This window comes from Rhodobacter sp. NSM, assembly GCF_052244495.1.
Taxonomy (GTDB): Bacteria; Pseudomonadota; Alphaproteobacteria; order Rhodobacterales; family Rhodobacteraceae; genus Cereibacter_A.
Genome location: NZ_JBQPXH010000068.1, coordinates 1 through 654, shown reverse-complemented (window position 1 = coordinate 654; position 654 = coordinate 1). Strand labels below are relative to the sequence as shown.

The 654-nt window shown below is 70.2% G+C and carries 1 protein-coding gene; it reads right to left on the bottom strand.

Annotation, left to right across the window (positions count from 1 at the left end):
* On the bottom strand, positions 1-654 hold a 654-nt coding region (locus ACTVZP_RS22310), incomplete at both ends, for a calcium-binding protein (RefSeq protein ID WP_443214315.1).

Below are 654 nucleotides of genomic sequence, written 5' to 3'. Positions count from 1 at the left end.
TCGAGGATGTCGGCACCGCCCTGACCCTCGAGCGTGTCGTCCCCCGCCCCGCCCGCCAGCGTGCTGGCGCCGCTCGCGCCGCTCAGGTAGTCGTTGCCGGCGCTGCCGGTGATCGAGGCGCTCTCGAAGTTCGACAGGGCCATGCCGCGGACGGTGCCGTCGCTCAGGTAGATGCTGCTGCCATGGCCGCTCCGGGCGGTGACGTAGACCTGGCTTGCCGTCTGGCCTTCCGACGAGATGCCGGAATAGTCGAGCACGACGAGGTCGCTGCCCTGGTGGCCATCGAGGTAGCCGCTCGGCGTTTCCGAGCTGCTCAGGAAGAAGCCCGCCTCCACCGTGTCGTTGCCCGTTCCGAAGACGCCGGAGAGATGCTCGATCCCGTCCGCGACCACGGTGCCGTTCACCGTAACGCTGCCGCCTGCGACCGACACCGTCAGCGCCGCCGTCTGGCTGCGGTAGTCGACCTCGAGAACATCGATGTCGGCGCCGCCATGGCTGCAGTCGCCCAGCGAGTCCGACAGGATCAGGTCGTTGCCGGCATCACCCCAGACCGTGTCGGCTCCCGCCCCGCCGTCGAGCGTGTCATGGCCCGCACCACCGACCAGCGTGTCGGCTCCCGCGCCGCCGGTGAGAAAGTCGTCGCCCGTGCCGCCG